This window comes from Haliea atlantica (assembly GCF_054779855.1).
This window is the reverse complement of sequence record NZ_BAAGXL010000003.1, coordinates 469,762-496,176: the sequence shown is the minus strand read 5'-3', so window position 1 is coordinate 496,176 and position 26,415 is coordinate 469,762. Positions and strand designations below refer to the sequence as shown.

Below are 26,415 nucleotides of genomic sequence, written 5' to 3'. Positions count from 1 at the left end.
GCCGCCGCAGCGGGGGCATGCCCCGGGGCGGGAAAGTCGATATACTGCGCGGGTTTTCAGCGGTGATTTATCATGCCCGAGTATCCCACGATAGAAGCCTGCATCGGCAACACCCCGCTGGTGCGTCTGCAGCGCATGCCCGGCGAGACCAGCAACACCCTGCTGGCCAAGCTCGAGGGCAACAATCCCGCCGGTTCGGTCAAGGACCGGCCGGCCCTGAGCATGATCAGCGAGGCCGAGGCCCGCGGCGATATCCGCCCCGGGGATACCCTGATCGAAGCCACCAGCGGCAACACCGGCATTGCCCTGGCCATGGCGGCGGCCATTCGCGGCTACCACCTCAAGCTGATCATGCCCTCGCACATGAGCGAGGAGCGCAAACAGGCTATGTCGGCCTACGGCGCCGAGCTGATCGAGGTCAGTCAGGACGCCGGCATGGAGGGCGCCCGGGACCTGGCCCTGCAGATGCAGGCCGACGGTGTCGGCCGCGTGCTCGACCAGTTCGGTAACCCGGACAATCCCCTGGCCCACTACCGCGGCACCGGGCCGGAAATCTGGCGGCAGACCGCCGGCAGCGTGACTCACTTCATCAGTTCCATGGGCACCACCGGCACCATCATGGGCGTCTCCGCCTATCTCAAGGAGCAGAACCCCGATATCCAGATCATTGGCCTGCAACCACTGGAGGGCTCCTCCATTCCCGGGATTCGCCGCTGGCCGGAGGCCTACCTGCCGAAGATTTTTGACGCTGCCCGGGTGGACCGTGTGATGGACATTTCCCAGGCGGAGTCGGAGCAGACCATGCGCCGGCTGGCGCGGGAGGAGGGGATCTTCTGCGGGGTGTCTTCCGGGGGCGCGATCGCCGCGGCCCTGCGTCTGTCCGCCGAAGTCAGTGACGCGGTCATCGTGGCGATTGTCTGTGACCGCGGCGATCGCTATCTGTCCACGGGCGTGTTCGCCGGCTCCTGAGGTTTGGGTTTTGGTACGAGTACGCGACCAGGCACATCTGTCCGCCAGCGGGGAAATCGACCTGCAGCGCTGGCTGGGGCAGCTGCCGCTGGTCCTGGACGAGGCTGACCGGCAGCGCCTGATGCAGGCCTGTACCGAGGCCCGCGCCGCCTGCGCCCGCCCGGGGCAGGACCAGCCGGACTGGGCGCGGGAATCCAACTGCTACCTGTCGGGCCTGGACATCGCCCAGATCCTGGCCGAGCTGCATGTGGGTGTCGACTGCCTGATCGCCGGCCTGCTCTATCGCACGGTGCGCGAGGGGCGCCTGAGCCTGGACGAGATCGAGGCGGGTTTTGGCCTCGAGGTGCGGCGTCTGCTCAAGGGCGTGCTGCGCATGGCGGCCATCAGTGACCTGCGCACCCAGACCGACGCCGCGGTGCTGGGCCAGGCGCACGGCCAGAAGGACAATATCCGCAAGATGCTGGTGGCCCTGGTGGACGATGTCCGCGTGGCCCTGATCAAGCTGGCGGAGCGCACCTGCGCCATCCGCGCGGTCAAGCATGACGACGAGCGCCGCTGGCCGGTGGCGCGGGAGGTCTTCGATGTCTATGCCCCCCTGGCCCACCGTCTGGGCATCGGCCACCTGAAATGGGAGCTGGAGGACCTGTCCTTCCGCTATATCTATCCCGATGCCTACAAGCGCATCGCCCGCCTGCTCGACGGCAAGCGTCTGGAGCGCGACCGCTTCATCGCCCGGGTGACCGGTGAGTTGACCCGGGTGCTCACCGACGCCGGCCTCAGTTTCCAGATCAACGGCCGCGCTAAGCACATCTACAGCATCTGGCGGAAGATGCAGCGCAAGGGTATCGGCTTTTCCCAGGTCTACGACATTCGCGCCGTGCGCATCCTGGTGCCGGAAGTGAAGGACTGCTACGCCACCCTGGGCCTGGTGCACGGCCTGTGGCGCAACATTCCCAACGAGTTCGACGACTACATCGCCAACCCCAAGGACAACGGCTACCGCTCCCTGCACACCGCGGTCATCGGGCCCGAGGGCAAGATCCTGGAAGTGCAGATCCGCACCATGGCCATGCACGAGGAGGCCGAGCTCGGGGTCTGTGCCCACTGGCGCTACAAGGGCTCCGACGCCGAGGGGCGCTCCGCCAGCAGCTACGAGGAAAAGATCGCCTGGCTGCGCCAGGTGCTGGACTGGCACGAGGAGACCGGCGACGCCGGCGATGTGGCCGAGCAGTTCAGCGCCGACCAGGCCCAGGACCGGGTCTACGTGTTCACGCCCCAGGGGGATGTGGTCAACCTGGCCCAGGGTGCGACGCCCCTGGATTTCGCCTATCACGTGCACACCGAGGTCGGCCACCGCTGCCGCGGCGCCAAGGTCAACGGCGTGATTGTGCCCCTGACCTACACCCTGAAGACCGGCGAGCGGGTGGAGATTCTCACCAGCAAGCAGGCCGCACCGCGCAGGGACTGGCTGCAGGCCAGCCTCGGTTATCTGAAGACCTCCCGGGCCCGGGCCAAGGTGCAGCACTGGTTCCGCGCCCAGGCGCGGGAGGACAACGTCGATGCCGGGCGCCACCTGCTGGAGCGCGAGTTCCGCCGCCTGGCCCTGACCAGTGTCGATTACCGCCGGGTGGCCGAGAAAGTGCACATGCCCAGCGTCGACGACATGTACGCGGCGGTGGGGGCCGGGGATCTCTCCTCGGCTTCGGTGATGACCGCGGCGCAGTCCCTGGTGGAGAAACGCACCGAGCGCCCGCTGCAGGTGGCGCGCCCCTCCTCGGCGCAGAAATCCCCCGGGCAGATCCGGGTGCAGGGGGTCGGCAATCTGCTGACTCACATGGCCGGCTGCTGCAAGCCGGTGCCCGGGGACGCAATTACCGGCTTCATTACCCAGGGCCGCGGCGTCAGCATTCACCGCAGCGACTGCGCGCGCCTGATCCAGCTGCAGGAAAAGGCCCGCGAGCGCATTATCGCGGTGGACTGGGGCGAATCCCCCCGGGACAACTACGAGGTGGATGTGGCCATCGAGGCCTACGATCGCCAGGGCCTGCTGCGCGACATCACCGCGCTGTTCGCCAATGCCCGCCTCAACGTGCTGTCGATCAATACCGCCACCAACAAGAAACAGCACACGGCCACCATGCGCCTGACCGTGGAAGTGCCCGACCTGGGTGCCCTGTCGCGGCTGCTGGAGCGTATCGACCGCCTGAGCAACGTGATTTCCGTGGCCCGTGTCTCGAAATAGGAGCCCGCAATGACCGCACCCCGCTACGACGTCGGCGATCTGCTGCGCGTGATGCAGCGCCTGCGCGACCCCGACAGCGGCTGCCCCTGGGACCTGCGCCAGGATTTCCGTTCCATCGTGCCCTCCACCCTGGAGGAGTGCTACGAACTGGCCGAGGCGATCGAGCAGGGGGACTTCCCGCATGTCGCCGAGGAGCTGGGGGATGTGCTGTTCCAGGTGGTCTTCTACGCGCGGCTGGGGGAAGAGCAGGGGCTGTTTTCCTTCGACACCGTGGTGCAGACCCTGGTGGAAAAGCTGCTGCGCCGCCATCCCCACGTTTTCGCCGCTGGCGAGATCGAGGGCATCGTCGACGCGAGCACCGACGAGGCGGCGGTCAAGGCCAGCTGGGAGGCGATCAAGCGCGAGGAGCGCGCGGCCCGCGCCCATCATGGCGTGCTGGATGATGTGCCGGTGGCACTGCCGGCGCTGCCGCGAGCGCAGAAACTGCAGAAGCGCGCCGCCCAGGTGGGCTTTGACTGGCCGCAGCCCGCGGCGGTGCTGGACAAGCTGCAGGAGGAGCTGGACGAGCTGCGCGCCGCACTGGCGACGGACTCCCGGGAGGCCGTGGCGGAGGAGATGGGCGACGTCCTGTTCACCTGTGTCAACCTGGCTCGTCACCTGGGCCAGGACGCCGAGACCAGCCTCCGCCACGCATCACAGAAGTTCGAGCGCCGCTTCCGCGCCATGGAGCACGCGGCCGACGCCGCGGGGCAGGGCGACCTGGCGGCACTGACCGCCGGGGAGCTGGAGGCGCTCTGGCAGGCGGCCAAGCGCGGCGAGTTGCGCTGAGCGGGCTGCCTGTGTAAGGTTAGCGCCCTTTTTTGGCAATCCTGGGGGCGTTGTGCCGTTTTCGCGGTGCCGGGCGCGGCCCAGATTCGAGGATAAACCTGCATGCGATTGATACTCTTGGGCGCTCCCGGCGCCGGCAAGGGCACCCAGGCCCAGTTCATTACCGAAGCCTTCGGCATCCCGCAAATCTCCACCGGGGACATGCTCCGGGCCGCCGTCAAGGCGCAGACCGAGCTGGGCAAGCAGGCCAAGGAAGTGATGGACGCCGGTGGCCTGGTTTCCGACGAGATTATCATCGGCCTGGTCAAGGAACGCATTGCCCAGCCGGACTGCCAGGACGGCTTTCTCTTCGACGGCTTCCCGCGCACCATTCCCCAGGCCCAGGCCATGGTCGACGCCGGTGTGAACATCGATCACGTGGTGGAAATTGACGTCGACGACGAGGAAATCGTCAAGCGCATGAGCGGTCGCCGTGTGCATCCGGACTCCGGCCGTGTCTACCACGTCGAGCACAATCCGCCGAAGACTCCGGGCCAGGACGACGTCACCGGTGAGCCCCTGGTGCAGCGCGACGACGATCGCGAGGAAACCGTGCGCAAGCGCCTGGAAATCTACCAGTCACAGACCCGTCCCCTGGTGGATTTCTACCGCAACATGCAGGGCGACAATGCCCCGACCTACCACCGCGTCGCCGGTGTCGGCAGCGTCGACGACATCCGCCAGCGGGTGATGGCGGCTCTGCGTCCCTGATCCACGGTGCCCCGGTCATCGCGCCGGGGTTGCCGCGCCTTCTGCCCGGCCCGGATGACCGGGCGGGTCAGCCTCGGGCCCGGGATGATCGGGCCGACAGCGTGTTCCAGTTCGCGAAGGTGTCTTCCGTGCCCGCAAAGGCCACCGGCGCACAGGCCAGGGTGGCGTACCAGTGGCGCACCGCGCGTCCCCCCTCCGCCAGAAAGTCCGCCAGCGTGGCCAGTGCCTGCGTGCGCAGCAGCGCGTGCAGATAATGCGGCTGTGGCCCGACCACGGCGTAGCTGACCTGCAGGTCCGGGTCGCGTTGCAGCGGGCGGGCCAGAGCCTGCCCGAGATCGGCGGGCAGGTGGGGCGTATCGCAGGGGCTTAGCAGCAACAGCCCCGGATGGGTCTGCCAGGGAAAGCTGGCCAGCCCGGCGAGGGGGCCGGCGAAGTCCGGCCGGCTATCCTGCAGCAGGGCATCGGCATGGGCGGCATAGCGCGCCGGGTTGCGGTTGCAGCTGATGAACAGCTGCCCCACCTGGGGCCGCAGACGGCGCGCAACGCTTGCCACCAGGGGCGCGCCGTCGGGGCCGGGCAGCAGGCCCTTGTCGGCGCCGCCCACCCGGCGCCCGGCGCCCCCTGCCAGTATCAGTCCCCAGTCGATGCCCGCCTCGCGCATTTCAGTCTCTCCAGTGCTTGTGGGATAATGCGCGAGTCTTGCGGGGCCGTCCACCGACGGCCCCTTTCTGTCCAGTCACCGAGTTTCTGCCATGCCCACCCTGTTGGCCATTGATGCATCCACCGAGGCCTGCTCGGCCGCGCTGTACCGCGACGGCGAGATCGAGGCTCGCTGGGAGCACGCGCCGCGTCGACACAATCAGCGGCTGCTGGCGATGCTCGCGGATCTGCTCCCCGAGGGCCCGCGGGGCGTGGACGCGGTTGCCTGGGCCTGTGGTCCGGGGTCTTTTACCGGCTTGCGCATTGCCGCCAGTGCGGTGCAGGGTATCTGTTTCGCACTCGACTGTCCGGCGCTGCCGGTGTCGACGCTGGCCGGGCAGGTGCAGACCGCCCTGCGCCAGGGCCTGCTGGCCGAGGGGGAATCGGTATTCAGTTGCCTGGATGCGCAGATCAATGAGCTGTACTGGGCCAGCTACCGTGTCCAGGAGGGCATGGCGGTCCCCCTGACCGAGGCCGCGGTATGCCGGCCAGAGGCACTGCAGGTGCCGGGTGACGTGCCGCCGGTGGCCATCGGCAGCGGTCTGGTTTACCTGGAGCGCCTGCCCGCGCCAGTGCAGGCGGGTTTTGCCTCCCGGCATGCCGAGTTGCTGCCGGATGCCCGCGATCTGTTGCCTCTGGCCCTGGCCGACTGGGAGGCCGGCCGCCTGCAGGCGGCAGAGGCGGTCTGCCCGGTCTATGTGCGCGACGAGATCAGCTGGAAGAAGCTTTCCGAGCAGGGGCCCGCGGCGTGATCGAGACCTGGCAGGCACTGTGTCTCGCACTACTGCAGGGGCTCACCGAGTTCCTGCCCATTTCCAGCTCGGCGCACCTGGTGTTTCCCTCCCTGCTGCTGGGCTGGCCCGACCAGGGGCTGGCCTTCGACGTCGCCGTGCACGTGGGTACCCTGCTGGCGGTCGTGCTCTATTACCGCCGCGACCTGCTGGCGATGGCTGGCGGCTGCCTGCGCGCCGCGGCCCAGCGACAGGCCAACGACGACGCGCGCCTGGTCCTCTGGCTGGCGCTTGCGACACTGCCTGCGGTGGTGGTGGGCTTCCTGGGCAAGGATCTTATCGAGAACCACCTGCGCAGCCTGCCGGTGATTGCGACTACCACCCTGGTTTTCGGTCTCTTGCTGGGGCTGGCGGAATGGCGTGCCCGGCGCGCCTCTGCCGCAGCGGACTCTCCCGGGGCCGGTGGCGGCGGCGCGAGCCGCTGGCGCCCGCTCAGTCTCGGTGTGGCGCTGCTGGTGGGCCTGGCCCAGGCGCTGGCGCCGGTGCCGGGGGTATCCCGGTCCGGTGTGACCCTGACCGCGGGGCTGTTGCTGGGGCTGTCCCGCCAGGCCGCGGCGCGGCTCAGCTTCCTGCTGTCGATTCCGGTGATTGCCGGTGCCGGTCTGCTCAAGGTCCTCGACCTGATCGAGGCGGGCGACGCAGTGAACTGGGCACAGCTGGCCCTGGCCAGCCTCACTGCGGGCCTGGTGGCCTATGCCTGTATTGCCGCGTTCCTGCGCCTGCTGGATCGCGTTGGCCTGATGCCCTTCGTCTGGTATCGCGTGGTCCTGGCCGCGCTGTTGTATGGTGTTTGGCTCAGCCTGTGAGCCGGAGGAGTCTGCGCACATGAGCGAATCCGAATTCAACCGGGGCCTGCTGGCCTTCCTGGCCGAGGCGACGACGCCTTTCCACGCGGTGGCGGCGATGTGTCGCCGGCTGGAGCAGGCGGGCTTTGAACGCCTGCAGGAGAATGCCCCCTGGGACCTGGCGTCCGGGGGCCGCTACTACCTGACCCGCAATGACAGCTCCGTAATCGCCTTCGTCCACGGCCGCGGCGCGTCGCCGGCGGCGGGGCTGCGCATGGTCGGCGCCCATACCGACAGCCCCTGTCTGATGGTCAAGCCCAACCCGGTCAAGCTGCGCCAGGGCTATTACCAGTTGGGTGTGGAGGTTTACGGCGGGGCGCTACTCAACCCCTGGTTCGACCGCGACCTGTCCCTGGCGGGGCGGATCAGTTACGCCGACAGCGCGGGGCGCTTGCGCACGGCACTGGTGGATTTTCGGCGTCCCCTGGCGGTGATTCCCAGCCTGGCCATCCACCTCGACCGCGAGGCCAACCAGTCCCGCAGCGTCAACCCGCAGACCGACATTCCGCCGGTACTGGCGCTGCACGACGCCAGCGATCCGCCGGACTTCCGCGCCCTGCTGCGGGAGCAGCTGTTGCGGGAGCAGCCCGGCTGTGACGTGAACGCGGTGCTGGACTACGAGCTGGGCTTCTACGATACCCAGCCACCGGCGCTGGTGGGCCTGCAGGAGGACTTTATTGCCTCGGCGCGCCTGGACAACCTGCTGAGTTGCTACACCGGTCTCCAGGCCCTGCTGCAGGCCGGTGGCGAGGAGAGCTGCCTGCTGGTCTGCAACGATCACGAAGAGGTGGGCAGCCTGTCCACCTCGGGTGCCCAGGGGCCTTTCCTGAGTGCCACCCTGCGTCGCCTGGCGGGGGATGACACGGCGCTTGCTGCCCTGGTGGAAGGATCGATGATGATTTCCGCCGACAATGCCCACGGCATCCACCCGAACTACGCTGACCGCCACGACGACAACCACGGCCCGCGCCTGAACGCGGGGCCGGTGATCAAGATCAATGCCAACCAGCGCTATGCCACCAATGCCGAAACAGCCGGGCTGTACCGCCTGCTGGCGGAGCAGGAATCGGTGCCGGTACAGAGCTTCGTGGTCCGCACCGACCTGGGTTGCGGCAGCACCATCGGCCCGATTACCGCCGGGGGGACCGGTGTGCGCACCCTGGATATCGGCGTCCCGACCTTCGCCATGCACTCCATCCGCGAGCTGGCGGGGCGGCGCGACGCCCACGACCTGAGCCGGGTGCTGGCGCGTTTCTTCAACCACCCGGGCGCGCTGTTCTCGGCGTGAGCGGTCGCGCACTGCTGCTCTCCGCCTACGCGGCCCGCAGCCACCACTACTGGGCCCGTTCGCTGCAGCAGATGCTGCCGGAGTGGCAGTGGCGCGTGCTGGAACTGCCGCCCCGGCACTTCAGCTGGCGGGTGCGCGGCAATCCGCTCTATTGGGCCCTTGAGCAGCGCGAGCAGCTCGTCGCCGGCCACGACCTGCTGGTGGCCACCTCCATGGTGGACCTGGCCACCCTGCGCGGGCTGGTGCCCGGACTCGCGGCACTGCCGACCCTCCTGTATTTCCACGAGAACCAGTTTGCCTACCCGGCCAGCCCGCGCCAGCACAGTCTGCTGGAAGCGCAGGTGGTCAGTCTCTACAGTGCCCTGGCGGCCGACCAGCTGGCCTTCAACAGCGCCTGGAACCGGGACTCCTTCCTGCAGGGCTGTGCTGCCCTGCTGCGCAAGCTGCCCGACTTCGTGCCGGATGGTGTGGTGGACAGACTGGCCCGCCGCAGCCGGGTGCTGCCGGTGCCGATCGCGGCGCCTGTGGAGGGCGAGCGGTCCTGGTGGCCCGGCGTCCGGCGAAGGCGTTCCGGCGAGAGCCCCCTGCGCCTGCTCTGGCTGGGGCGGCTGGAATACGACAAGGGGCTCGAGGGACTGCTGGCGGTGATGGACGCCCTGGCCGCGGACGGACCGGCGCTGGAGCTGGCGGTGGTGGGGCAGGAGTTCCGCGAAGTGCCCGCGGCACTGGATGCCCTGAAGGCACGCCATAGCCAGGTGCTGGTCCACTGCGGCAACCTGCCCCGTCGGGAGGATTACCTGGGCCTGCTGCGCGGGGCCGACGTGGTGCTCTCCACCGCCCTGCACGAGTTCCAGGGCCTGGCCCTGCAGGAGGCGGTGGCGAGGGGCTGCCAGCCGGTGGTGCCGGTGCGCCTGGTCTATCCCCAGCTCTACCCCAAGGACTGCTGTTATCCGGTCTACCCGGACGACCCCCGTCGCGAGGCCGAAGCCGCCGCGGCGCGGATTCGCCAACTTGCCGGGCAGCTGCCGGTCGCCGCCCTGGACATGTCCGGTGTCTTCCCCGGCGCCCTGGCGCCGCGCTACCGTGAGGCGATCCGCGACTGCACCTTGGTCGCCCGGGCGTAGACACGGGCGGTGCCCGCAGATAGTCACTCGCGGTGCCCGCACATAGCCACTGGCGGTGATAGCCGCTAGAATCTCCGGCTTTGTCGTTTTGGAGTCCAGGGCCGCATGAGCAAGCAACGCATCCTCACGGGTATCACCACCACGGGAACCCCGCACCTCGGCAACTTTGTCGGTGCCATCCGTCCGGCCATCGCCGCCTCCCGGGACGACAGCGTGGAGTCCTTCTTCTTCCTCGCCGACTACCACGCCCTGATCAAGTGCCACGACCCGGCGCAGGTGCGTCAGTCGAGCAAGGAAATCGCCGCCACCTGGCTGGCCCTGGGCCTGGACACCAGCCGCGCGGTGTTCTATCGCCAGTCGGATATCCCCGAGATCACCGAGCTGACCTGGATTCTCACCTGCAACGCCGCCAAGGGCCTGATGAACCGCGCCCATGCCTACAAGGCCGCGGTGCAGGCCAACGAGGAGGCGGGGGAAGACCCCGACTACGGTGTCACCATGGGCCTGTTCAGCTACCCGGTGCTGATGGCGGCGGACATCCTCATGTTTCGGGCCGACAGCGTGCCGGTCGGCCGCGACCAGATACAGCACGTGGAAATGGCCCGGGACATTGCCCAGCGCGTCAACCACCACTTCGCGCCGCTGTTTACCCTGCCGGAGGCCGTGGTCGACGACAACGTGGCGGTATTGCAGGGCCTCGACGGCCGCAAGATGAGCAAGAGCTACGGCAACACCATCCCGCTGTTCCTGCCGGAAAAGCAGCTGCGCAAGGCGATCAACAAGATCAAGACCAACCTGCTGGAGCCGGGGGAGCCCAAGGACCCGGAGGACTCCACCGTGTTTCAGATCTGGGCCGCCTTCGCCGACGCCGCGGAAACCGCGCGCATGCGCCGGGAGTTCGAGGCGGGCATCGCCTGGGGCGAGGCCAAGAAACAGCTGTTCGAATTGATCAATGCCCAGCTGGCGCCCGCCCGCGAGGAGTACGAACGCTTGCTGGCCGACCCCGGCTACATCGAGCAGGTGCTCAAGGCCGGCGCCGCGCGCGCCCGGGAAACCAGCATGCCGCTACTGGCGCAGGTGCGCGAGGCCGTGGGCATCTCACGCATGGGTTGACGACTGGGTCCGGTGCTTCGGACCGTCGGGGCCGTTATAGCCCCTCCTTGGCCAGAGTGCGATAACTCAGTCTTGTCCCCACCGATAGCGCAGTTCGACAAACAGACTGCGCGGATGACCGACGAAGTAGCGGTACTGGCCAAAGCCCACGTCGGCGCGCTCGGCGTAATCCTCATCCAGCAGGTTGGTCAGGCGCAGCGTGGCGTCCAGGTCGGGGGCCAGGGCGGTCTGTACCCGCAGGTTGAGCAGGCTGTGGCCCTCGTACTCGAACTGGTTTTCCGGGTCCAGGTAGTACTCGTCCATGTAGACCCACTCCAGCTCCACCACACCCGGGCGGCCGTAGAAGGGGCGCAGGTCGCGACCGAGGCGGGCGCTGCCGTAGAGGCGCGGGGCAGTATCGATGTCGTTGCCGTCGATGTTGCCGCCGACTCCCAGAGGCCGGGCGTTGTTGGCGTAGCGGTGGCGGGCGCTGGTGAGGTCAATACCGGCGTACCAGGGTCCGTCGCCGCGGTAGTCGAGGCTCAGCTCCAGACCCAGGTGGTCGGTGCTGGCGCCGGAGACGTTGCGGCGCTCGGTGTCCTGGAAGATCACGTCGTCCTTTTCCATGTAATACACGGAGGCGCTGTAGCGCAGGACGCCCTCGAGGCTGCCGCGCAGGCCCAGCTCCAGGTTGTCGATGACTTCGGAGTCGAGGTCGGCCACTGACTGCCCCTGCTGCAGGCGGTAGAGCTCGCTGGTGTCCGGGGCGCGGAAGCCGCGGGCGGCCCGGGCGAAGGCGGTGTGGTCCTCACCCAGCAGACGGCTGATGCCGACGTTGACCGACCAGTCGGTGAAGGTGTCGTCGCGGTCGGCGACCCGGAAGAAGCGGCAGGCGGTGGCCTCGGGGCCACACACGGCGCCGGCTTCGCCGCGGTTGTCGTAGTCGTAGCGGGTGTGCTCCAGGCGCAGGCCGCTGTCGAGGGTCCAGCGCTCGTCGATGGCGTAGCGCAACTGGCCCCAGGCGGCGCTCTGCAGGGCGTCGATCTGGTAGTCGTAGTGCACGCCCTGGGGCTGGTTGGCGCTGAAGGGTTGGTCCTGTACCTCGGTGAGCCAGCCGTCGGTGTAGTCGAAATCCAGTCCGCCGGACCAGGTCACCTGGCCCTCGTCCTGGTGCAGGGCCAGGCGCAGGCCGAGGGAGTCGTGGCCGTTGCGCTCGGTGGATTTCCAGGGCAGGAAGTGCTGCAGGAACTCCATCTGGTTGCGGCGCACATAGGGGGTGACCGTCAGGCGCCGGCCCTGGTCCAGCTCGCGGCTGGCTTCGCTGTAGGCGCGCAGGGACCAGGTGTCCCGGTAGGCCTCGGGGTTGGGATTCTTGCGCCGGGCGCGACTGTCCTTGTAGACCTCGAAGCCCTGTACATAGCCGCCGGTCTCCTGTTGCAGCTGGGTGAGTTCCAGGGCGTTGGTGAAGGACCAGAGGGCACCGCTGTAGTCGTGGCGCAGGGTCAGTTTTTGCTGATCGTAGCCCGCCGCATCCTGGTAGCCGCCGTCTGTGGTGGCGTTGAGGCGCAGACTGATGCCGTGGTCCCCGTGCACGTCGCTGTACTGGTAGCGGCCGCGGTAGTAGTCCCAGGGGCCGGCTTCCAGTGCCAGCTGCTGGCCGGCACCGGCGCTGGGCGCAGCGGTGAGCACGTTGATGACGCCGTGCATGGCGCTCGAGCCCCAGGCGGCGCTGGCTGGCCCCTTGATGACTTCGATGCGCCCGGCCTGCTCGATGTTGGCGTCGAACAGCTGGTTGACGTTGCAAAAGCCCGGGGCGCGCAGGCTGATGCCGTCCCAGGCGGTGAAAAAGGAGCCGCAGCCGCCGGCGCCGGTCAGCACCGGGGAGCGCAGGGCAATCAGGCTTTCCTGGCCGTTGCCGCGGCTGATCCAGGCGCCGGGTACCTGTTGCATGATCTCGTTGACGTGGGTGTGCCCGATCAGGTCGATGGCGCTTTCATCCACGGCGGAGAAGGACAGCGGCAGCCGCGTGGCGTCCTCGCTGATGCGCTTGGCGCTGACCAGAACCTGTTCGAGTTCGACCTCAGCCAGGGTGAGTGGGGCAGCGGCCAGCAGCAGGCTGCCGGCCAGAATTTTCTTGCTGAACATGGTCATTATCCTGCGGCGATGATATTCGGATTGTCGCGGGGGGAGTCGTCGGTGTCGCGGTTCTGCACCGCCTGTGCGATGCGCTGGAAGGGGACGCGCAGCATTTCCCTGACGTCTTCGCTGGCGTCGATTTCCTCCAGGGCGCGCTCCATGCACCACAGCCACTGGGCGGTCACCTTGGGGCCGATGTGGTAGGGGGCGTGGGGTTCGGTCAGGCAGACCCCGCCGTGCTTCTCCGCATAGCGGGGCGGACCGCCCATCCAGCCCACCAGGTAGTCGGTAAGCCGGTCGGTAATGTCGCTCAGGTCGCGGCCGTGCATGGCGCGCAGCTCGCGCGCTTCCGGGGCCCGGTCCATGATGCCGTAGAAGGTCTCGCAGAGCCGGCGAATACCGTCTTCGCCGAGGATCTCGTAGGGAGTTTGCGGGCGGGACATGACTGTCGCTCCGGGTTGTTGCAGGGGCGCATAGTGTACCTGTCCGGGCGCGGAATTGCCCGCCCGGTGGTTGCCATGTCAGACCCCTGGAGCTCCCGTGCGGCGGCTTACATCAGGTCGGTCATGGAGATGCCGAAGCCGATGCGGGTGACGCTGCGATCGTAGTCGATCAGGCTTTCGCCGTAGCCGTTGTAGAGCTGAATATAGCCCTTGAAACGCTCGTTCAGGGGGAAGGTCCACTCCACCTCGACGGCGCCGCGGCTCTCGCTGCGCAGGTTGTTGCGCAGGCGCAGGGCGAACTCGTGTTCGCGCCATTTCCAGATACCGGTGATGTCGCCATAACCCAGGTAGTCGTCGATGTCCGGGTTGTCGTCGTCGGCTTCCCGTTCGGGTACCCGGTACCAGGCGCGGAGCTGCAGGGACATGCGCCGACGCTCGAACACGGCGCTGCCAATGACCCGGTTCCAGCTGCGCGACAGCTCGCCACCCTGGCCGTTGGACTGGTGGTTGAAGCCGATACCCAGCAGGGTGTTGGTGTAGCCGCCGATGCGCCAGTCGTTGTCGAAGGTCATGAAGACCTCCGGCTGGTAGTTGGTTTCCCGGAAGGGGGAGGAGGTGTTGTAGACCTGCCACCAGTTTTCCTGGGTATAGGCCACCCAGAGGTGCGAGCCGGGGCTGAAGACCTCGTGCCAGAGCAGGGTCTTCAGGCTGACCTGGAACTTGGCCTCGATATCGTCCATTGCGCTGTCGCTTTCCTGCAGCGCCCAGGCCTCGCGGTTCGGGTTGCTGTTCCAGGTGACCGGCAGCAGGTAATTGCGCTCGTGGGGCGTGATCACCCAGGCCAGCTGGGTGATTTCCGACTCCGCCGCCAGCCGCTGGCCGAGCATCAGCTCCTCGGTGGCCAGGTTCAGCGGCAGCACCTCCTCGGTCAGGCTGTCGCGGGCCACAGTCTCGCCATTCTCCGCGCCGGCTGCTTCCCCGGCGTCCGCCGCGCGCCGGGCCAGCTGATCGTAGCAGGCGAGGCGCAGCCGGTCCTGTTCGATCGCCGCGCACTCGCCCAGGCCCTCGGCACTCCAGGCCGGGAGAGGTGCGAGGCAGGGCAGCAGGAGCAGGGCGAGGGGCGGGACAAATGGGCGCATGGTTTCGAATGCCTCGCGAGCCGGTACAGGTGACTGGGAATCCCGGTGCCTGGAGGGCCCCGGCTTTGCTATCATGCCGGCTTTTCCGCCCGGTGGCCACCAAGGCCCTGCGTCCCGGGCCGCACAGGAGCTGGCAATGACTCTCGCAAACAAGGTTCTCGCGGTGAATACCGACCTGCCGATTCGCACCGACCAGCCGGTGCACAGCGGCAAGGTGCGCTCGGTCTACTGGCTGACCGCCGAGGACAGCCGCCGGCTGATTGCCGAGCGCGGCTATGCCGCAGCCCCCGATGCGCCGCTGGCGATCATGGTGATCTCCGACCGCATCTCCGCCTTCGAGTGCATCTGGCACGGCGAGGGCGGCCTGCAGGGCATACCCGGCAAGGGGGCCGCCCTGAATGCCATCTCCAACCACTGGTTTCGCCTGTTTCGCGAGCGCGGCCTGGCGGACAGTCACATCCTGGAAATTCCCCATCCCCTGGTCTGGGTGGTGCAGAAGGCGCGCCCGGTGATGATCGAGGCGATTGCGCGGCAGTACATCACCGGCTCCATGTGGCGCGCCTACAGCAAGGGCGAGCGGGAATTCTGTGGTATCCAACTGCCCGATGGCCTGCAGCGGGACCAGAAATTGCCCGAGCTGCTGATCACGCCGTCGACCAAGGGCGTGCTCAAGGGCATCCCCGGAGTGCCGGAGCAGGACGATGTGAATGTCAGCCGCGAGGACTTGCGCGCGCATCCGGCGGCTTTCCGCTTCCGCGATGCGGCTGACGTCGATCGTTACGAGACCCTGCTGAAGGAAGGCTTTGCGGTGATCAGCGAGGAACTGGCGAAGCTGGACCAGATCTTTGTCGACACCAAGTTCGAGTTCGGCTACGTCACCGACGCGTCGGGGCGCGAGCAGCTGATCTACATGGACGAGGTGGGTACGCCGGATTCCTCGCGCATCTGGGATGGCCCGGCCTGGCGCGAGGGCCGCATTGTCGAGAACTCCAAGGAGGATTTTCGCCAGCGCCTGCTCAGCCATTTTCCGGACCCGGACATCCTGCTGAACAAGAACCGCATGGACGAGCGCAGCGCCCTGGCCCGGGACAATGCGCTGCCGCTGGAGATCATGCAGGCCGTCTCCGACACCTACATCGGTATTGCCGAGCGCATCACCGGTGGCCCCCTGCACCTGCCGGAGGACCCCCGCGACGAGATTGTCGGGATCCTCGGGAGTGAATTCGGCCTGGTGGATTGAGCCTGTCCATGCTGAGCGATCCGCTGTTCTGGCTGGTCAGCGTGCCGGCGGTGCTGCTCTACGGCATCGCCAAGGGCGGTTTTGGGGGCAGCATCGCCATCCTCTCGGTGCCGCTGATGTCCCTGGTCATGTCGCCGGCCCAGGCCGCCGCGATCCTGCTGCCGATCCTGGTGGTGATGGACGTGTTCGTGGTGAAAACCTACTGGGGGCATTTCGACCGTCGCGCCCTGCGCCTGTTGCTGCCCTGGGCGCTGCTGGGCATAGCGCTGGGCTGGCTCAGCGTGCGGGTGATGGACGACAACCTGCTGCGCGTGCTGATCGGCCTGATGTCCCTGGTCTTCGGGCTGCAGCAATTGCTGGGCTGGAAGTCCGCCGCCGGCAGCGAGCACCGGCGCGGCCCGGCCAGCTTCTTCGGCACCCTCGCCGGCTTCACCAGCTTCAGCATTCACGCCGGCGGCCCGCCGCTGACCATGTACCTGCTGCCCAAGGGGCTGCCGCCCTTGCTGTTCGCGGGCACCGCCGGCATTTTCTTCGCGGTGGTCAACGCGGTGAAACTGGTGCCCTATTACCTGCTGGGGCAGTTCAGTACGGAAAACCTGCGCTACGCCCTGGCCCTGGTGATACTGGCGCCAGTGGGAGTGCGCCTGGGTCACTTCCTGGTGCGGCACTCTTCCCCCAGCCTCTACTACGGGGTGATCAGCGTGTTCCTGGTGGTGCTGGGGCTGCGCCTGCTCTGGGTCGGCGGTGCGGGATTGCTGGCATCCTGAGGCGCTTCGCGGCAGGATAGAGGTTTTCGGCTGCGGCCCAGTTGCGCAGCACCTTTATGTATCCGGAGAGACAGCATGAAAGTGGTCAGGATCAATCCGCAGTTCGCCGTGGCCGACCAGGTCGCCCTCGAGGATATTCCCGCCATCGCCGAGGCGGGCTTCACGGTACTGGTCAACAACCGTCCCGACAACGAAGTACCCGGCCAGCCGAGCCATCAGGCCCTGGCCGAGGCAGCCGCGGCGCAGGGCCTCACCTACCGCCACTACCCGGTCACCGCGCAGACTTTTCCCGGTCCCGACCCGGAGAGCCTGGCCGAGGTCTTCGACCCCGGGGAAGGGGCGACCCTGGCCTTCTGTCGCTCGGGGACGCGCTCGGTGAATTTGTGGCTGAGCAGTCGCGACCCCGCCGTGCTGGCCGATGAAGCGGAGCAGGTGCGCCGGCTGGGCTACGACCTCTCCATGCTGGCGCTGGCCCTGCAGCGCCGCGGCTGAGTACTCGCCGCAGCCCGTCGATAATCGCCTTGATCAACGGCCCCCTGGCCAAGGAGTTCCGCATGCGTCTATCCCCATCCAAGAGTCTCGCCCTGCTCGGTCTGCTGGCGACCCTGGGCACCCCGCTGTCCCAGGCTGCCCTCGCGGATCTGGAGGCGGCGATCGACCGCGACTACCAGTCCCACCTGGCCGCGCTGTTCGAACACCTCCACCGCAACCCGGAGCTGTCGGGTATGGAGGTACAGACCGCTGCCCGCCTGGCCAGTGAGCTGCGGGAGGCGGGTTTCGAGGTGACCGAGGGAGTCGGCGGCACCGGGCTGGTGGCGCTGTTGCGCAATGGCGCGGGTCCGGTGGTGATGATGCGCGCCGATATGGACGGGCTGCCGGTGCGCGAGGACAGTGGCCTCGACTACGCCTCGCGCGCCACCCAGGTCAACCGCGACGGCGAGGAAGTCCCGGTCATGCATGCCTGCGGTCACGACGTGCACATCACCAGTCTGGTGGGTACCGCGCGGCAGATGGCCGACCGCCGGGAGCAGTGGTCGGGCACCCTGATGCTGATTGCCCAGCCCGCCGAGGAAACCATCAGCGGGGCGCGCGCCATGATGGAAGACAATCTCTGGCAGCGCTTCGGCAAACCGGACTATGCCCTGGCCTTCCATGTGGCGGCGCAGCTGCCCGCCGGTCAACTTTCAGTGACCGAGGAATCGCCGTACTCCGGGTCGGACACCGTGGATATTATCGTCCACGGCGTGGGTGCCCACGGTGCCAGCCCCCACCAGGGGGTCGACCCGGTGGTGCTGGCCAGCCAGATCGTGCTGGCCCTGCAAACGGTGATTTCCCGGGAGAAGGCCCCGCGCGATGCCGGGGTGATTACCGTGGGCAGTTTCCACGCCGGCAGCAAGCACAACATCATCCCCGAGCGCGCGCATCTGCAGTTGACGGTGCGTAATGACGATGCCGAGGTACGCGAGCTGCTGATCGACGGTATCCGCCGGGTGGCGGAGAACATGGGGCGGGTTGCGGGGATGCCCGAGGACCGCCTGCCGGAGGTGATTGTCTCGCAGACGGAGACGGTGCCCCCCACGGTCAACGACGCACCCTTGTCCCGCGAGCTGCGCGGGGTCTGGAGCGAGCACTTCGGCTCGGGGGTGTTCATGGATGGCAAGCGCAAGGGCATGGGAGCGGAGGACTTCTCCTGGTTTACCACCGATCCCTATATTCCCAGCACCTATTTCGCGGTGGGCGGTACACCGATGGCCGAGGTCAGAGCCGCCGCGGAGGGCGGGGCGCCAGTGCCTTCCCATCACTCCCCGCAGTTCCGCGTGGCGCCCGAGCCAGCGGTGACCCTGGGCGTAGAAGCCACGGTAGTGGCCCTGCTGCACCTGCTGCAGGCCGGTGAAGCGGACCGCGAACCGTGACTGCACAGGAACGGAAAGCGGTTCTCTGGGACTGGCCCACGCGCCTGTTCCACTGGGGCGTGGTGATCTGTCTGCCGCTGGCCTGGTGGACGGCGGAAGAGGGCCAGATGAATCGCCACAAGTGGCTGGGCTATACCGTGCTGGTGCTGGTGGTGTTCAGGATTTTCTGGGGCTTCCTGGGCAGCCGGCATTCGCGCTTTGCCGATTTTCTGCGCGGCCCGCGGACGGTGTGGGCTTGGCTGCGGGGGGCAGCCCAGGACGTTCCAGGCCACAATCCCCTCGGGGGCTGGTCGGTGCTGGTGTTGCTGGCACTCCTGCTGGCGCAATCCGTCAGCGGCCTGTTCAATACCGACGACCTGCTCTTTCGCGGGCCCTTCCACTACGCCGCCAGCACCGAGCTGCAGGGCTTCATGGGGGAGCTTCACGAGTGGGCCTTCGATGCCCTGCTGGTCATGATAGCCCTGCATCTGGCGGCGGTTGCCTGGCACCAGTGGGGGCGTGGGGAGCCCTTGATCCAGGCCATGCTGCGAGGCCGCAGTGAGGGCCGCAGTGGCCTGCAGGCGCCGGTTCCCCCCTGGCGTGCCCTGGTGCTGCTGGCTCTGGTGGGCGGCGCCCTGGCGACGGCCGTGGCCCTGGCACCGCAGCCGCCGCGATTGTGGTAAGCATCGGCCCGCTGTTGCGGGCCGGTGGAAAGTGCCCTCGGCCTTGCAGCCTGCGCCCTCGGCGGTGCAGAGAGCGCCTTCAGACCAGAGAGGGCGGCCTCAGTAGAGGTAGTCCTTGGACTTGTAGTCGTCGTGGCAGGCCTTGCAGGCCTGGCCCACGGCGCCGATCTGCTGGGCAATCTGCTCGCGATCACCGCTGGCGGCCACGGCCGAGAGGCCGTCCACGGCATCGCGCATGTCCTGCAGCTTTGCCTCGAAATCGTTCAGGTTTTCCCAGATCTCCGGTTTCGCACGGGTGGTGCCCCGCTCGGAACCCTCGGCGAAGCCGCGCATCAGATTGAGGGAAGACACGGACTGCAGGTCGGCCGCGAACAGCTGCACCATCTCGTCGTTCCAGGGCATGTCGCCCTGTGCCATGGCGCCGAGGGGGCCGAAATTGGCAGCCAGCAAGGCAAAGTAGGACTGGCGGTAGGATTGCAGGGGCTCCTTCTCGTCCATATGGGCAGTGGCCAGGGGGGCCAGGGTCAGTGCGGTGACACACGCCAGGGTGCGGGTGGCCTTGCTTAACGCGGGCATGCAATCTCTCCTTGATGGGGTGGAGCACCATGGTAGCCACAGGCTCCGACGGCGCGCAAGCGCTTCTCTGCGGTGCCCGACGACCAACATGTTGAACTTTGCCGGGGCAAGGCGGCGTTCGCGCCGTCGGTGGTGCCCGGCCTGCGCTAACATTGCGCGGTTTGCACTACGAGGTACGCTATGAGCACGCAAGAGTGGGACTACAGTTTTGACGTCGTCGTGGTCGGCTCCGGTAACGGTGGCCTGACCGCTGCGCTGTGCAGCTATGAAATGGGAACGCGGGATGTGCTGGTGGTGGAGAAGTCCGATCTCTACGGCGGTACCAGCTCCATTTCCGGCGGCGGTGTCTGGATCCCCGGCAACCGCTATGCGCGGGCAGCGGGCGCCGAGGACTCGGTGGAGAAGGCCCGCACCTATCTGCGCCAGCTGATCACCGAGGAAGAAGTCCCCGAGTACCAGCTCAACGCCTTCCTGGAAAACGGCCCGAAGATGGTCGACTTTCTCCACGAGCGCACCCGGGTGCGCTACGTCACACTGGAACACTATCCCGACTACTACACCAATCTGGACGGCGCCATGGTCGGTCACCGCTCCATGGAGCCGGAGACCTTCCAGGCCAGTGAGCTGGGCGAGGAGTGGCGGCGACTGCGGCGTACCCACCCGATGATGCACCTGGGTGGCCTGATCGGTTTTACCCAGGTGGAAGCGGCCCTGCTGGTGGGGCAGCAGCCAGGCTGGTGGAAGACTGCGGCGAAGCTGGTCGCGGCCTACATGCTGGACATTCCCTGGCGCCTCAAGGACAAGTACCACCGCCGCCTGGCGACCGGCTGCGCCGGCGTGGCTCGGCTGCGTGCCTCGATGCTCGACCGGGACATCCCGCTGTGGCTGGAAACCCCGATGACCCGCATCATCGACGACAACGGCAAGGTGTTGGGTATCGAAGTGCGCCGGCGCGGCGAGACCCTGCGCATCCAGGCGCGCAAGGGCGTCGTGCTGGCCGCCGGCGGTTTTGAGCACAACCAGCAGATGCGCGAGCAGTACCTGCCCAAGCCCACGGATCACCGCTGGAGTGCCGGTACGCAGGACAATACCGGCGATGCGATCCTGGAAGGGCAGCGCCTGGGGGCGAAGATGCATCGCCTCGACGAGGCCTGGTGGTGCAATACCATCTCCGTGCCCGGCGAGACGATTCCGCGCCTGTCCATCATGGAGAAATCCTATCCCGGTTCGATCGTGGTCAACCCGGCCGGTGAGCGCTTCAGCAACGAGTCCCAGAACTACATGGCCTTCCAGCAGGAAACCTTCCGCAAGCACAGCGAGGAGTATCCCTGCCACCCGACCTGGCAGGTTTTCGATGCCAATTTCCGCGCGCGCTACTTCGTGGGGCCCTTGTACAACAGCAAGTTCCGCCCGGACTGGGCCCTGCCCAAGCGTTTCGAGGAGGAGGGTTTCTTCGCCAAGGCGGACACCATTCCCGAACTGGCGCGCAAGATCGGCGTCGACCCCGAGGGTCTCGCGGACACCGTATCCAAGATGAACGAATACGCGCGCACCGGTATCGACCCGGACTGCCACCGCGGGGATTCCGCCTACGATCGCTACTACGGCGATCCGCGCATCACGCCCAACCCCTGCCTGGCGCCGATCGACAAGGCTCCCTATTACGCGATGAAAGTGGACCCGGGCGATTTCGGCACCCAGGGCGGCATGGTCTGCAACGAAAATGCCCAGGTGCTGCGCGAGGATGGCGAGGTGATTCCCGGCCTGTATGCCATCGGCAACTGCAGTGCACCGACCCTGCCCTGTTACCCGGGCCCCGGCTCAACCCTGGGCCCGGCCATGACCTTCGCCTACCAGGCCGCGAAAGCCATTACCGGCTACCGGGACTGAGCAAGCCCCGGGCTTCGGCCCTGGTCGAAGACGCCATTCACGGGCGTAATTCGGCCAGGGCCAGCACCAGCAGCGCCGCCGCGGCGCCCCAGGAACCCAGAACCCGCAACAGCACGCGCTGCCAGTGGCGACGGGTGCGCTCAGCCAAATCCCCCACCAGCAACAGACAGGCGAAGGCCCCGAGGCCGGTGCCCAGCAGCGCACCCAGTCGCTGCCCACGGGTACCGCCATCGGGGCCCGAGTCGATGCCGATCATCAGGCCCGCCGCCGCGCCCGCCAGGGTGTACAGGGCTGCGGCTGGCAGGCGCCACTGCAATGCCACCACCAGCCCGGCGCTAGCGCTGAGCAGGAGCAGGGGGTGTTCCAGCGGCCAGTACCCGTCGAATACCGCCAGTCCCAGGCCCAGTACGAGCCCGGGCAGAAAGCCCGCGTAGCCGCGCCGCATGGCTGTCATGCCGGCCTGACCCACCAACAAGCCCAGCATGACCAGGGCCAGCAGATGGGCGGGCACCATCAGCGGGTGCAGGAGGCCGCTGTAAAAGGCGCCGATACCCGCCACCGGGCCGTGGGCCATGGCGGGCAGGGGCGCAGCTGCCAGGCACGGCAGCCACAGGCGACCCGGATTCACAGTGCCTGAATCAGAAACAGCGTGCCGGCGGCGGCGATCACCCCGCCCAGGCCGCGCACCAGCTGGCGGCCGAGGTGGCTGGCGGTGAGCAAGCCAAAGGCGATCCCTGCCAGGTGCAGCAGGCCGGTGCTGATGACAAAGCCGAGGCTGTAGGCGAGGGGGCTGGCGGCGTGGGGCAGTTCGGTGCCGTGGGCGTGGCCGTGGAAGATCGCGAAGGCGCCGACGATCGTGCCCGCCAGCCACAGCGGCAGTCGCACGGCCAGGAGGATCAGTATGCCGAGCACCAGGGCAGAGACGGCGATGCCGATTTCCACCGCGGGCAGCGCTACCCCGGCGAGGCCGAGGACACCACCCACGGCCATGACCAGGGGGAAGATCACCGGCAGCAACCACAGCGCCGGGTTGCCCAGGAAGGCGCCCCACAGGCCCACCGCGACCATGGCGGCGACGTGATCCCAGCCCAGTACCGGGTGCATCAGGCCGGCGGCAAAGCCGCCGCCGATATCCACAGAGGAATGGGCCAGCACAGGCGTGGCGAATACCGCCAGTTGCAGCAGGGCCAGGGGGGCGAGCAGTCGGTGCATGTCGGGTGTCTCCAAAGGTTTGCAGTGAGCAGCCGGCAGCATACCCGAGCCTCTGTTGTATTCCACTGCGGATGGGTGTAGATAGACAGACATTCTCGCAATTTTACCCGGGCCCTGTGATCAGGTGCCGCCAGCAACCGGAGTTTTCCCATGTCGCGGATGCCCGCCAGCCGCAAGTTGACCCGCGAGCAACTTGAAGCCTACTGGATGCCCTACACCGGCAACCGCCAGTTCAAGCGCGATCCGCGCATGATCGTCGCCGCCGAGGGCGTGCACCTGATCGACGACAATGGCCGCGAAATTCTCGACGGCCTCTCGGGGCTCTGGTGCTGCGGCGCCGGCCACAACCGGCCGGAAATTGCCGAGGCTGTCAGCCGCCAGCTGCGCACCCTCGATTACGCCCCCGCCTTCCAGTTCGGTCACCCCGGCGCCTTCGATCTGGCCAACCGCATCGTGTCCCTGACGCCGGCGGGGCTGGACTATGTGTTCTTTACCAACTCCGGCTCCGAAAGTGCCGATACCGCCCTGAAGATGGCCCGCGCCTACTGGCGGCAGAAAGGGCAGCCGGCCAAGACCCGTCTGATCGGGCGCGCCCGCGGCTATCACGGGGTCAACTTCGGCGGTATCTCCGTGGGCGGCATCGGCGCCAACCGCAAGCTTTTCGGTCAGGCGGTGGAGGCCGACCACCTGTCCCACACCCTGCTGCCCGAGAATGCCTTCTCCCGCGGTCAGCCCGCCCAGGGCTGGCACCTGGCGGAGGAGCTGCTGGAGCTGATCGCGCTGCACGATGCCAGCAATATCGCCGCGGTGATTGTCGAACCCATGGCCGGATCGACGGGGGTGATACCGCCCCCAGCAGGCTACCTGCAGCGCCTGCGGGATATCTGCACGGCCAACGACATCCTCCTGATCTTCGACGAGGTAATCACCGGCCTCGGCCGTTGCGGCGCCCTCACCGGGGCGGATGCCTTCGGCGTGGTGCCCGACATCATGACCCTGGCCAAGCAGTTGACCAACGGCGCCGTGCCCATGGGGGCGGTGGTGGCGCGCAGCGAGATCTACCAGACCTTCATGGCAGCCGGTGGCCCCGACTACATGCTGGAGTTTCCCCACGGCTACACCTATTCCGCCCACCCGGTGGCTTGCGCCGCGGGGCTGGCGGCTTTGGACATCCTCGAGCAGGAGGCCCTGCCCGAACGCGTGGCGGAGCTGGCGCCGTATTTCGAGGCTGGCCTGCACAGCCTGCGCGGCGCCCCGCACGTGTCCGATATCCGCAATTTCGGCTTTGCCGGCGCCCTGCAGCTGGAGCACTGGCCGGGGGAGCCCGCCCGGCGCCCCTTCGAGCTCGCCATGCGACTGTGGGAGAAGGGTTTCTACCTTCGCTATGGCGGTGACACCCTGCAGCTGGGACTGCCCTTCGTGATCGAAAAGGCACAGATCGACAGCCTGCTCAATGCCCTCGGCGAGACCCTGGTGGAACTGGCATAATCGACGGCTGTACATTGTCCTGAAGCCGGTACCTTGTCCCTCGCCTCGCTGTTCGCCCTGATCCTCTCTGCGCTCTCGGTTACCCTGCCCACCTTTGGCTGGGTGGTGCTCGGGGCCCTGCTTGCGCGCCTGGGCTGGCTGTCCCCGGGCTTGATCGATGGCTTTTCCCGGCTGGCCTTTCGCACCGCGCTGCCCCTGCTGCTGGCGCTCGGCGCGGCGGGGGTCAACCTGGGGGCACTGGGGGGCGCAACCTATCTGCTGGCGGGCGTACTGGCGACCCTGGTGACCCTCGGCGGTGCCTGGTGCTGGGGCCGCTGGCGTGGGCTGTCACCGCCCGATCTGGGGGTGTTTGCCCAGGCGGCTTTCCGCTCCAACCTGGCGATTGTGGGCATCGCCCTGTGTCACGCCGCCTTCGGCGAGAGCGGTTTGCGTCTGGCGGCGCTACCGGTGGCGCTGCTCACTGCGCTCTACAATGTGCTGGCAGTCTGGCTGTTGCAGCACACCCTGGGGGGCGATCCCTCCCTGCGCGGTGTGCTGCGCGGCCTGCTGCGCAACCCTTTGCTGCTGGGCATCCTTGTCGGCCTGGCGGTTTCCCTCTCGGGAGTGTCACTGCCGCCGCTGGCGGCGACGGTCGAAGGTCTGTTATCCCGCGGCTTCCTGCCCCTGATGCTGGTGGCCATCGGCGGCTCCCTGCGTCTGTCGGCCCTGCGTCACGCCGGGCGGCTCACTTGGGAAGCAACCCTCTGGCGGCTCCTGATCGGGCCCGCACTCGGGGTGGTCATTGCGCTCTTGCTGGGGGTGCGCGGGGAGGCGCTCGGGGTACTGTTTCTGCTGCTCGCCTCGCCGGTGGCCGCCGCCAGCTTCGTCATGGTGGTGGCCCTGCGCGGCAATGGCACGCTGGCGGCCAACATCATCGTGTTGACCACGCTGCTGTCGGCCCTGAGCATTACCGCGGGCTTTGCCCTGCTGGCCCTGCTGGGCCTGGTTCCGGCCTGAGCGGCGCCGACCTGGGACAGAGGCCGGGCGGCCTCGGGCCCCGCTCGCCGCGAGCAGGGCCAGCTCGTGCCGCCCCGGGTGTCAGCGACCGAGCAGGGTCCGTGCCACCAGCTCGCGCATGATTTCCGAGGAGCCCCCGTAGATGCGCTGTACCCGGGCGTCGGTGTAGAAGCGCGAGATGGGGTATTCGACGGTGTAGCCGTAGCCGCCGAACAACTGCAGGCAGTCGTCGATGGTGTCGCACTGCATTTCGCAGGAAGCCAGCTTGAGCAGGGCGGCCTTGTCGGCCGTCAGCTCACCGCGGGCATACTCCGCGGCACACTCCTCGAAGAGCGCCCGGTTGAGGGCGATCTGGGTCTTCACATCCGCCAGCTTGAAACGCGTGTTCTGGAACTTGGCCACGCTCTGGCCAAAGGCCTGGCGCTCCAGCACATAGTCCACCGTCAGCTGCAGCGCGCCCTCCGCGGAGGCGACCGCCTGGGCGGCGATGCCGAGGCGCTCCCGGGGCAGCTCCTGCATCATGATCACGAAACCCTGGTTGACCTCCCCGAGGAGGGCATCGGCCGGCAGACGCATGTCCTGGAAGAACAGCAGGGCGGAATCCGAGGCGTGCTGGCCGATTTTCTCGATCTTCTTGCCGCGCTCGAAGCCGGGCAGGGAGGCGTCCACCAGGAACAGGGAGGTGCCCTTGGCGCCCTTGCCGGGGTCGGTGATCGCGGCCACGATCACCAGGTCGGCGTGCATGCCGTTGGTGATGAAGATCTTGGAGCCGTTGAGCACCCACTCGTCGCCGTCGCGCACCGCGTGGGTTCGGATCCCTTGCACGTCGGAGCCGGCACCGGGCTCGGTCATGGCCAGGGCGCCGACGGCCTCGCCGCTGACCATCTTCGGCAGCCAGCGCTCCTTCTGGGCATCTGTGCCGTGGTGGATCAGGTAGGGGGCGACAATATTCGAGTGGATGCCGTAGCCGGAGGCGAGGCCGCCGAAGCCCATGTGCGAGAGCTCCTCGATCAGCGCCAGGGTGATCCGCGGCGAGGTGCCGGCACCGCCGTAGGTTTCATCGACGTCGGGGCAGAGCAGCCCCGCGGTGCCGAGGGTGTTCCACAGGCTGCGCGGCACCATCTGCTGCGCTTCCCACTCGGCGTAGTGGGGCGCGATCTCCTTGTCGAAGGCGCGGCGGGCCATGTCCCGGAACAGGGTCATCTCTTCATTATCCATAAGTTAATTCTCCCTTCAGGAACGCCGAATGATAACCCCAAGGGGTGGTAGCCCGCCACACACCGGGTGCTACACTAGGTGCCCGACGACATTTGCCAGCATCACAA

25 protein-coding genes are annotated in these 26,415 nt (G+C 67.5%); 17 read left to right on the top strand and 8 right to left on the bottom strand.

Annotation, left to right across the window (positions count from 1 at the left end; all coding sequences use genetic code 11):
- Positions 1–72 precede the first annotated feature (72 nt).
- The 4 genes from cysM (at position 73) to adk (ending at position 4,789) form a co-directional block, all read left to right on the top strand.
- A complete protein-coding gene (cysM, locus tag ACYVGS_RS02295) occupies positions 73–969 on the top strand; it encodes a cysteine synthase CysM (RefSeq protein WP_460587012.1) in 897 nt (298 codons plus the stop codon).
- A gap of 10 nt (positions 970–979) precedes the next feature.
- Positions 980–3,211: a RelA/SpoT family protein gene (gene relA, locus ACYVGS_RS02290; protein WP_460587011.1), complete on the top strand. Its 2,232-nt coding sequence runs from the start codon at positions 980–982 to the stop codon at positions 3,209–3,211.
- A gap of 9 nt (positions 3,212–3,220) precedes the next feature.
- The gene (gene mazG, locus ACYVGS_RS02285) at positions 3,221–4,039 is read left to right on the top strand and encodes a nucleoside triphosphate pyrophosphohydrolase (protein WP_460587010.1); all 819 of its coding nucleotides are present in this window, start codon (positions 3,221–3,223) and stop codon (positions 4,037–4,039) included.
- Positions 4,040–4,141: 102 nt separating this feature from the next.
- Entirely contained in the window at positions 4,142–4,789 is a 648-nt protein-coding gene (adk, locus tag ACYVGS_RS02280; protein ID WP_460587009.1) for a nucleoside monophosphate kinase, read from the top strand.
- Positions 4,790–4,856: 67 nt separating this feature from the next.
- Here adk and mobA read toward each other — a convergent pair whose 3' ends face one another.
- A complete protein-coding gene (gene mobA / locus ACYVGS_RS02275) occupies positions 4,857–5,450 on the bottom strand; it encodes a glycosyltransferase family protein (RefSeq protein WP_460587008.1) in 594 nt (197 codons plus the stop codon).
- A 91-nt stretch (positions 5,451–5,541) separates the two neighbouring features.
- Here mobA and tsaB point away from each other — a divergent pair, with 91 nt between their 5' ends.
- The 5 genes from tsaB to ACYVGS_RS02250 all read left to right on the top strand — a co-directional run bounded on the left by tsaB (position 5,542) and on the right by ACYVGS_RS02250 (position 10,649).
- Positions 5,542–6,240: a tRNA threonylcarbamoyladenosine biosynthesis protein TsaB gene (tsaB, locus tag ACYVGS_RS02270; protein ID WP_460587007.1), complete on the top strand. Its 699-nt coding sequence runs from the start codon at positions 5,542–5,544 to the stop codon at positions 6,238–6,240.
- Positions 6,240–7,085, top strand: a complete 846-nt coding sequence (locus ACYVGS_RS02265; protein WP_460587581.1) for an undecaprenyl-diphosphate phosphatase — start codon at positions 6,240–6,242, stop codon at positions 7,083–7,085. The genes tsaB and ACYVGS_RS02265 overlap by 1 nt, the downstream gene beginning before the upstream one ends.
- A 19-nt stretch (positions 7,086–7,104) precedes the next feature.
- Positions 7,105–8,412, top strand: coding sequence for a M18 family aminopeptidase (locus ACYVGS_RS02260; protein ID WP_460587006.1), 1,308 nt, complete (start codon positions 7,105–7,107; stop codon positions 8,410–8,412).
- Entirely contained in the window at positions 8,409–9,536 is a 1,128-nt protein-coding gene (locus tag ACYVGS_RS02255) for a tRNA-queuosine alpha-mannosyltransferase domain-containing protein (protein ID WP_460587005.1), read from the top strand. Before ACYVGS_RS02260 ends, ACYVGS_RS02255 begins: the two co-directional genes overlap by 4 nt.
- Positions 9,537–9,641: 105 nt before the next feature.
- On the top strand, positions 9,642–10,649 hold the full coding sequence (locus ACYVGS_RS02250) for a tryptophan--tRNA ligase (protein WP_460587004.1): 1,008 nt from the start codon (positions 9,642–9,644) through the stop codon (positions 10,647–10,649).
- Positions 10,650–10,715: 66 nt separating this feature from the next.
- Here ACYVGS_RS02250 and ACYVGS_RS02245 read toward each other — a convergent pair whose 3' ends face one another.
- The 3 genes from ACYVGS_RS02245 to ACYVGS_RS02235 form a co-directional block, all read right to left on the bottom strand.
- A complete protein-coding gene (locus tag ACYVGS_RS02245) occupies positions 10,716–12,773 on the bottom strand; it encodes a TonB-dependent receptor (protein WP_460587003.1) in 2,058 nt (685 codons plus the stop codon).
- Positions 12,774–12,778: 5 nt separating this feature from the next.
- A complete protein-coding gene (locus ACYVGS_RS02240; protein WP_460587002.1) occupies positions 12,779–13,207 on the bottom strand; it encodes a group II truncated hemoglobin in 429 nt (142 codons plus the stop codon).
- 107 nt (positions 13,208–13,314) lie between these two features.
- The gene (locus ACYVGS_RS02235) at positions 13,315–14,346 is read right to left on the bottom strand and encodes a phospholipase A (protein ID WP_460587001.1); all 1,032 of its coding nucleotides are present in this window, start codon (positions 14,344–14,346) and stop codon (positions 13,315–13,317) included.
- A 136-nt stretch (positions 14,347–14,482) separates the two neighbouring features.
- Between ACYVGS_RS02235 and ACYVGS_RS02230 the strand changes: the two genes are divergently transcribed.
- The 5 genes from ACYVGS_RS02230 (at position 14,483) to ACYVGS_RS02210 (ending at position 18,928) form a co-directional block, all read left to right on the top strand.
- Positions 14,483–15,586: a phosphoribosylaminoimidazolesuccinocarboxamide synthase gene (locus ACYVGS_RS02230; RefSeq protein ID WP_460587000.1), complete on the top strand. Its 1,104-nt coding sequence runs from the start codon at positions 14,483–14,485 to the stop codon at positions 15,584–15,586.
- A gap of 8 nt (positions 15,587–15,594) precedes the next feature.
- Entirely contained in the window at positions 15,595–16,353 is a 759-nt protein-coding gene (locus ACYVGS_RS02225; RefSeq protein WP_460586999.1) for a sulfite exporter TauE/SafE family protein, read from the top strand.
- Between the two features lie 75 nt (positions 16,354–16,428).
- Positions 16,429–16,845 (top strand): protein tyrosine phosphatase family protein, encoded by a 417-nt coding sequence (locus ACYVGS_RS02220; protein WP_460586998.1) that lies wholly within the window; start codon positions 16,429–16,431, stop codon positions 16,843–16,845.
- 62 nt (positions 16,846–16,907) lie between these two features.
- Entirely contained in the window at positions 16,908–18,266 is a 1,359-nt protein-coding gene (locus ACYVGS_RS02215) for an amidohydrolase (protein ID WP_460586997.1), read from the top strand.
- The gene (locus ACYVGS_RS02210) at positions 18,263–18,928 is read left to right on the top strand and encodes a cytochrome b/b6 domain-containing protein (RefSeq protein ID WP_460586996.1); all 666 of its coding nucleotides are present in this window, start codon (positions 18,263–18,265) and stop codon (positions 18,926–18,928) included. The genes ACYVGS_RS02215 and ACYVGS_RS02210 overlap by 4 nt, the downstream gene beginning before the upstream one ends.
- A 99-nt stretch (positions 18,929–19,027) precedes the next feature.
- Here the strand turns inward: ACYVGS_RS02210 and ACYVGS_RS02205 are convergent, their stop codons facing one another.
- On the bottom strand, positions 19,028–19,504 hold the full coding sequence (locus ACYVGS_RS02205; RefSeq protein ID WP_460586995.1) for a c-type cytochrome: 477 nt from the start codon (positions 19,502–19,504) through the stop codon (positions 19,028–19,030).
- A 180-nt stretch (positions 19,505–19,684) separates the two neighbouring features.
- Here ACYVGS_RS02205 and ACYVGS_RS02200 point away from each other — a divergent pair, with 180 nt between their 5' ends.
- The gene (locus ACYVGS_RS02200; protein WP_460586994.1) at positions 19,685–21,394 is read left to right on the top strand and encodes an FAD-dependent oxidoreductase; all 1,710 of its coding nucleotides are present in this window, start codon (positions 19,685–19,687) and stop codon (positions 21,392–21,394) included.
- 37 nt (positions 21,395–21,431) lie between these two features.
- Here the strand turns inward: ACYVGS_RS02200 and ACYVGS_RS02195 are convergent, their stop codons facing one another.
- Both ACYVGS_RS02195 and ACYVGS_RS02190 read right to left on the bottom strand, forming a co-directional pair.
- Entirely contained in the window at positions 21,432–22,022 is a 591-nt protein-coding gene (locus ACYVGS_RS02195; RefSeq protein ID WP_460586993.1) for a HupE/UreJ family protein, read from the bottom strand.
- Positions 22,019–22,606: a HupE/UreJ family protein gene (locus ACYVGS_RS02190; RefSeq protein WP_460586992.1), complete on the bottom strand. Its 588-nt coding sequence runs from the start codon at positions 22,604–22,606 to the stop codon at positions 22,019–22,021. The genes ACYVGS_RS02195 and ACYVGS_RS02190 overlap by 4 nt, the downstream gene beginning before the upstream one ends.
- A 150-nt stretch (positions 22,607–22,756) precedes the next feature.
- Between ACYVGS_RS02190 and aptA the strand changes: the two genes are divergently transcribed.
- Positions 22,757–24,094, top strand: coding sequence for an aspartate aminotransferase family protein (gene aptA / locus ACYVGS_RS02185; protein WP_460586991.1), 1,338 nt, complete (start codon positions 22,757–22,759; stop codon positions 24,092–24,094).
- A 33-nt stretch (positions 24,095–24,127) separates the two neighbouring features.
- Positions 24,128–25,090, top strand: coding sequence for an AEC family transporter (locus ACYVGS_RS02180; protein WP_460586990.1), 963 nt, complete (start codon positions 24,128–24,130; stop codon positions 25,088–25,090).
- Positions 25,091–25,171: 81 nt separating this feature from the next.
- Here the strand turns inward: ACYVGS_RS02180 and ACYVGS_RS02175 are convergent, their stop codons facing one another.
- Positions 25,172–26,308 (bottom strand): acyl-CoA dehydrogenase family protein, encoded by a 1,137-nt coding sequence (locus ACYVGS_RS02175; protein ID WP_460586989.1) that lies wholly within the window; start codon positions 26,306–26,308, stop codon positions 25,172–25,174.
- Positions 26,309–26,415 lie beyond the last annotated feature (107 nt).